The following is a 6,578-nucleotide window of genomic DNA, read 5'->3' as shown; positions in this document are numbered from 1 at the left end:
TATTTCCATGTCACGCTCTACTTCCGCAACAATTTCAGATTCTGCCATTGGGGAATTGTCTTTCATATATTGAATTGCTTGTTCGCGACTCCAGCCTTTAGCATGAAGCCCTGTGTCTACGACTAAACGCATCGCTCTTAACATTTCATCTGATAACTTTCCAAAGTACTGATAGGGATCGTTAAATACTCCCATCTCAATTCCTAAATATTCTGCATATAAGGCCCAACCTTCTTCAAAAGCAGTGTAACCCTGGAAGCGCTGAAACTGTGGAACGTCAGTCAACTCTTGTTTAATTGCAATCTGAAAATGATGACCAGGAGCAGCTTCGTGCAATGAAAGGGTTGTCATGCCCCATTTAGGTTGTGCTTTTAGGTTGTAAGTATTGATATAAAAAACACCTGGGCGTAAACCGTCAACAGCTGGTGATTCATACGAGGCGCCAGCCGCAGATTTCTCACGAAAACCCTCTACAGGTTTAACAATGTAATCCGCTTTAGGCATCACATTAAAATACTGAGGCAATACTTGATTTATATGATCTTTAATCGTCATATAACCATCAATTAGATCTTGTCGGTCAGTAAAAAAGTACTGAGGTTCTGAAGATAAAGAATCAAAAAATGCGGTTAAATCACCTTTAAAACCAACTTGTTCTCTTACCTTATCCATCTCAGATAAAATACGTGCGACCTCAGAAAGGCCGATTTGATGAATTTCATCCACTGATAACGTTGTTGTTGTATGGCTATTAGCTAAGTGTTGATACCAATCTTTGCCATTTGGTAAACCCCACCAACCATCTGAAGCACGTGAATTGGGTAAGTACACGTTTTTTACATAGTCACGTAGCTGAGTCAATGCCGGTAATAATTCAGAATCAATAAGTTGAGAGTATTCTGTGGTTAATTGTGTTTTTTGCTCGGCAGTGAAGCTTTCAGGCAATAAATTAATTGGGGAATAAAAAAAACTACTCTGTGCATCTGTAACAAGTTGGGCATCTAATTGAGGAATAATCCGCTCGACAAGTACTCGTGGTAAAACAACTTTACTTTCAATAGCTTCATCCATTCGTTGCTGTGCAAGTTTTGTCCAGTTAATAAAACCACGTAAGCGACCTAACCAGTTTTGATAATCTTCAACAGTCTTAAATGGTTGAGCACTTTCACCACTGCCCAACTGAACCATAGTAAAAACTGTGCTATAAAACTGATTAATAGGTAAGAAGTATTCAGGATAAGTTTCACCAATAAGCTCCATATTACGATCATAGATAAACATGTCGTAACTCAACTTAAGTGATGCCGTAAGCTTATCAACATCAATAGCTTTAGCTTGACTAAAGTAACGGCTATTTAAATCATGACGAGCCTTTAAATACTCTTCAGTTAATGCACCACCGAATTGGTCGTTATAATCATTAACGCCCACAAAAGTGGCATAAATTGGTTCAAGCTTTAATTGATCATTAAAAAAATTATCAACCATTGCCAAATACTGCTCTGAGGCAGTTTGAGGCATAACGGCTGCACCAGATTCGGCTGTGGTTTCAGGCGTAGATGAGACTGTAGTGGCTTCAGAACAACCTTGAGCGACTAATAATAAGGACACAGTCAATGCCAACAATGTTTTATTCATTTTTATTATTCCTTAACACAATTTCATTCACGCCTTTTTAGCGTGTCGATTTATCTCAGTGTAACGACTCAATCTCGATGAAAATATTCTTTTGTTATCAACTTTTCTGATAACAAAGCAATACGGATTTAATGACTAAATCATCGAGTCTTAACTAAAGCTGTATTTATCCCGAAACCAAATTACCAATACTCAATAGCCGTGTCAGTTAGATAGGCATCATCCCCCTCGCCAAGCTTTGCGGGTTTAAGCGAAATGGAATACTTATACAGCTTTACTCATTCTGGATAGCAAAAGTCATCAGAGTAATATTTTTACTATGCGTCATCCGAGACTCAGCATACGCAATCAATTAGCTTATTATATCTTTGCTATGCAGCACATGAAACTAAACTTCTACAAATACACACTATCTAACAATTAATTGATTCCGAAAACCAGACATTACATTTAATCCATTCATGTAACGAGCACATGATCTACAAAACGAATGAGTAAATCGTTTCATTAGAAAATAAAAAAGCCCCTAAAAAGGGGCTTTTTAAATCAAGCTTAGATTAAAGCGTTACGTTGTGAATACGAGCTTTTTCTTTGATGTAAGAAATATAGCTCTTAGCACTGCGCTCAGTCTTTTTATCATTAGCGGCTAGTAATGCACGCTGATAAGCAGACTTATACTTTTTAAGGCTTAAGTAAGCTAATGCTAGCTCAAATTGAGCTTCACCAGGGTTATCAATGCCTGCATCAAGTGCTTTTTTAAGCACCGGAATAGCGTCATTGAATTGTTGTTGTAAAGCAAGGATACGACCTTGTTTTAAATACAATTCACCCTTATTGCTAACTGCAGCTGCTTTACCGTAGTAAAAAGCAGCTTCTTTTAGCTCTTTAGCATTATGATAAAAACCAGCCAGAGTGGTTAAACTCTTCTCGTTTTCAGCAATAAGACCTGACTTCATGTGCTTTTCAAAAATGGTAGCAGCTTTATAAGGCGAACCTTTTTGCGCTAACAATTGAGACAAACGAGTAATGTTACTGTCTGTTTCTAAAAAGCCATTTTTATATGCCAAATCATATGTAGCAAGTGATTTGTCATAATTTTCAGTCATCAAGTAAAACTGAGCTAACTGAACCCAGAGACGTTTGTCGTCTTGGAACAAAGGCACCATAGTTTCTAACACTTTTACGGCTTCTTTGTACTTTTTCTGGTTAAAGTAAGCGGTTAACTTCATCTGATATAGACCTTTATCAGGCGATTCAGCTAAAGATAAACCTTTGTCAGCTACTTGCAGTACTTTATTCCAATCTTTTAGTTCAGTATAGGCGATACCAATTCTGCGATACATTTGAGCATCAGCTTTACAGGTAAAATCCATCCACTTGTAATAATATGGAATAGCTTCTTTAAACTTTTTTTCTTGTAATAGTAAATCAGCATACAAACGCATTGTTGCAGCATGATCAGTACCACCAAGAATGTCAGCATCAACAGCAGTCTTTAAATATTTGATTGCTGTCTTCATCTGACCTTTTTCGGCATAGAAGTTACCTAACATACGATCGACATACGCTTTGTCGAAATCGTTTTTAGCATTAGCCTCAAGCAAGATTGAAATTGCTTGGTCTAAATTCCCTTCGGTATATGCTCCAAAAGATTTTTGTACTTTTTTTGCAGCGCTTTCGCCAACAGCACGAGATTGACGTGAATCAATCGGACACTTTTCAGCAGCGACTACAGAACTAGACAACAATGCACTTCCACAGATTGAAAGTAATAACGCTGTAGCGATATTTGTAACTTTACGCATTATCTACCTCCTTTCTCTAGTGAGAAGTCAAGCTGGACTTTCATACCAGGTTGTTTTAATGGCTTGCCATCGACAATCTTTGGTTTGTATTTCCATTTTTTCAATGCGCGAATCGCTTCACGATCGAATAAACGCTTAGGTTCAGCTTTGATGACAGAAACGTCATCAACACCACCAAGTTCGTTAATGGTAAAGCTAAGTTGAACCCAACCCTCTTTACCATCACGAGCTGCAGCAATTGGATACTGAGGCTCAATTCGAACAATAGGCGTAGCATCGCCATCACGGGTCATCATGTTACCAAGCTTGAAACCTGTACTTGGTCCACCAGCTTCGATACCACCCATATTGAACGCCATATTAGTGTCAATATTAGTTGATGAATCTGGTGGAGTAGTATCCGGCTTCGGTGGCTGCTCCGGTGGTGGAGGTGGCTTAGGTGTAACCCTTGGTTTTTTCTGTGCCTTCGAATCCTGTTTATCCATCGTAATTTCAATAACAGGGGATTCCACTGAGTCGCCGTTGCGTTGTGCGCCACCGCCGACCAGGAAAGCCATGAAAGCAAACAGCCCAAAAGTCACCGCAGCACCAATGATTATTGATACGAGTGCTCTTAGCATATTACTCATTCCCCGCTGATACTGAAATTTTATCGATACCTGCAGCTTTAACATTATCAAGCACTTTTACGACTAAACCATGTAAAGCGTCTTTGTCTGCTTGGATCAGTACAGCTGCTTCAGGTGCTTCCGCCAACATACGTTCTACGTTTGCAGTTACACGTTCGATATCAACCTGACGGTTTTCCATCATAATGACACCAGTTTTGCTGATACCAATAAAGATGTTCGCCGAAGGTTTAGACGTAGCCTGTGACGCTTTAGGCTTGTTGTAGTCTAAGCCTGATGGCTTAACAAACGATGTTGTTACAATAAAGAAGATCAGCATGATAAACACGATGTCTAGCATCGGGATCATATCAATTTGCGCTTCCTCTTCCATAGTGGAATGCTTCTTACGTGCCATGTTCAAACTCTCTCTAGTGGTGAGGCATGCTGTCTTTTAGCTTTTCTAAACTGATTCTCATTTTTGAGTCTAAGCGAGTGCTAAAGAAAACACCCGATAGAGCTGCAACCATTCCTGCCATTGTCGGCATTGTGGCCATAGAGATACCAGCGGCCATTAAACGAGCATTACTCGTCCCCTGAACTGCCATCACATCGAATACTGAAATCATACCGGTTACAGTACCTAATAGACCAATCATTGGACAAATGGCTACTAGGGTTTTGATTAACAGCATACGTGCATTCAAATCTTGCTTCGCTTGGGATACCCAAGCTTCACGGATACGGTGAGCATGCCAAGAAGTTGTTTCTTCTCTTGCTTCCCATGAGGCGATAACTGCTTGATGTTGTTTTGGTGATATCCAATTTAGATACCAATAACGTTCAAGCATTAACACCCACATGAGAAATAGCACAGCTGCAACCAACCAGAGGACATCGCCTCCGGAGGCCATGAAGCCCCTGACGGAATCCCATACGTCCATCAGGATTAGCATCATTAGTCAGCCCTCTTCTCAGCATGTTCTGCAATGATACCGGCACTTTGTTCTTCAAGAACTTGAACAATAGACTTACTACGAGCAACTACGATTGCGTGTAACAACATTAGAGGCAATGCAGCGATAAGACCTTGAACAGTCGTAATAAGCGCCATAGAAATACCGCCAGCCATCAATTTAGGGTCACCAGTACCGAATAATTGAATAGATTGGAAGGTTGCGATCATACCGGTAACTGTACCCAATAGACCCATCATAGGAGCAATAGCAGCAATAACTTTAATAATTGAAATACGAGCTTCTAGAGCAGGTGTTTCTTTTAAGATAGCTTCATCAAGTTTCAGCTCAAGCGTTTCAACATCAACATCTTTATTTGACTGGTATACTTTTAGAATACGACCTAAAGCGTTGTTACCAGGATTTTCAATGTTTTTACGTTGGCCATTCACTTTAGCGCCAATGATAGTCAGAGTGACTAAACGTTCAACCGCAATCAACATACCTAATGCTAACAATGCAAGAATGATGTAACCAATCGTTCCACCGGCTTCTAAACGATCTTCTAAACTAGCTTTGTTAGTAAAGATGTTTAGTAACACACCACGAGCTGGATCGATATAGAAAGGAGCAACACCTGAAGTAGTATTTTCCCACGAACCAACGGCACTAACCTGGTAGCCTTCTGGTTGCTGTGATAATTGTTGAATTAAACCAAGTTCAGGTTTGTAAACAACATATTTACCTTCAGCAGTTAAGTTGAAAGGACCTACACGGTGAATAGCGGTATTAACTACGTTGCCGTCGATAGCAGTAACATCACCATCAAATTTAACAACTTTACCTGACTCAACCATTTCAAATAACTGTGCTTCCCAAAATTGTTCTAACTCTTCAATTTTAGGCAGTGATTTACGCGCACCCAATTCAGCAATAAAGGTGTCACGACCAGGAAACTGAGCGCTGATGTTAGACGCAGCTAACTTACCAGAGAAATCACCGGCTTCACCTTTAACAACACCAAACATTTCACCCAAGTCACCTTGAGCAGTTTTTAAGTCTTCTTCTAACTGAGCAATTTTACGCTCGTTGTCCAAGAATGCTTGGTTCAAATCTTTACCACGTTGCTTTTCAGCAGACAGGGCATTTTTTTCACGCTTAAGTAATTCAGCTTTATCGCCACGTTCCGCTTGAAACTCTCTTTCACGCTTAGCGTTTGTCTTACCTTCGTTAGCTCGGTCGGCTTTAACTTGCTGTAACAGTTGACCGATAGTTTTTGGTGCATCTGCAGCAGAAACCATACCAGCTGTTAAAGAGAAAGTTGCAGCTACTAGCACTGATGTAATTAACTTCTTCATTATTGTGCAGTCTCCGCAGCAGGGATTGGTAATGCGAATAGGTCTAGAGCGCCTTGCTTACGAGCAATGCGGATACCTTTAGTAATATCACGTAGGTAGCTATCGTCTAACTTATTCCAAGACTTCGCATCTGCGTCGTACATCCATGCAATTTTCTGATCCAAGCTTTGTGCATAAAGTGCAACGCGGCCTAAATTGAAGAAATCAACTAGT

7 protein-coding genes are annotated in these 6,578 nt (G+C 40.0%); all 7 read right to left on the bottom strand.

Annotation, left to right across the window (positions count from 1 at the left end):
- Window positions 1-1,638 (bottom strand): DUF885 domain-containing protein (locus tag H5202_RS16630; RefSeq protein WP_182773056.1); only part of this gene is annotated, 1,638 nt, incomplete at its 3' end.
- A 557-nt stretch (window positions 1,639-2,195) separates the two neighbouring features.
- Window positions 2,196-3,443, bottom strand: coding sequence for a tetratricopeptide repeat protein (locus tag H5202_RS16625; protein WP_182773055.1), 1,248 nt, complete (start codon window positions 3,441-3,443; stop codon window positions 2,196-2,198).
- The gene (locus tag H5202_RS16620) at window positions 3,443-4,063 is read right to left on the bottom strand and encodes an energy transducer TonB (RefSeq protein WP_182773057.1); all 621 of its coding nucleotides are present in this window, start codon (window positions 4,061-4,063) and stop codon (window positions 3,443-3,445) included. Before H5202_RS16620 ends, H5202_RS16625 begins: the two co-directional genes overlap by 1 nt.
- A 1-nt stretch (window position 4,064) precedes the next feature.
- Complete coding sequence (locus tag H5202_RS16615) at window positions 4,065-4,469, bottom strand: ExbD/TolR family protein (RefSeq protein WP_182773054.1); 405 nt, start codon at window positions 4,467-4,469, stop codon at window positions 4,065-4,067.
- Between the two features lie 13 nt (window positions 4,470-4,482).
- Window positions 4,483-5,010, bottom strand: coding sequence for a MotA/TolQ/ExbB proton channel family protein (locus tag H5202_RS16610; protein WP_011638074.1), 528 nt, complete (start codon window positions 5,008-5,010; stop codon window positions 4,483-4,485).
- Window positions 5,010-6,365, bottom strand: a complete 1,356-nt coding sequence (locus H5202_RS16605; RefSeq protein ID WP_182773053.1) for a MotA/TolQ/ExbB proton channel family protein — start codon at window positions 6,363-6,365, stop codon at window positions 5,010-5,012. Before H5202_RS16605 ends, H5202_RS16610 begins: the two co-directional genes overlap by 1 nt.
- The coding region (locus H5202_RS16600) for a DUF3450 family protein (RefSeq protein ID WP_182773052.1) at window positions 6,365-6,578 on the bottom strand (214 nt) is incomplete at its 5' end. The genes H5202_RS16600 and H5202_RS16605, both read right to left, overlap by 1 nt.

This window comes from Shewanella sp. SG41-4 (assembly GCF_014164505.1).
In the GTDB taxonomy this organism is placed as follows: Bacteria; Pseudomonadota; Gammaproteobacteria; order Enterobacterales; family Shewanellaceae; genus Shewanella.
Note: the sequence above shows the minus strand (reverse complement) of the source record. Positions and strands in the feature narration are given on the sequence as shown.

Bases quoted from the DNA above. Each gene is read 5' to 3' on its own strand.
- H5202_RS16625 (WP_182773055.1), bottom strand. From the start codon at position 3,443: ATGCGTAAAGTTACAAATATCGCTACAGCGTTATTACTTTCAATCTGT.
- H5202_RS16605 (WP_182773053.1), bottom strand. From the start codon at position 6,365: ATGAAGAAGTTAATTACATCAGTGCTAGTAGCTGCAACTTTCTCTTTA.
- H5202_RS16615 (WP_182773054.1), bottom strand. From the start codon at position 4,469: ATGGCACGTAAGAAGCATTCCACTATGGAAGAGGAAGCGCAAATTGAT.
- H5202_RS16620 (WP_182773057.1), bottom strand. From the start codon at position 4,063: ATGCTAAGAGCACTCGTATCAATAATCATTGGTGCTGCGGTGACTTTT.
- H5202_RS16610 (WP_011638074.1), bottom strand. From the start codon at position 5,010: ATGATGCTAATCCTGATGGACGTATGGGATTCCGTCAGGGGCTTCATG.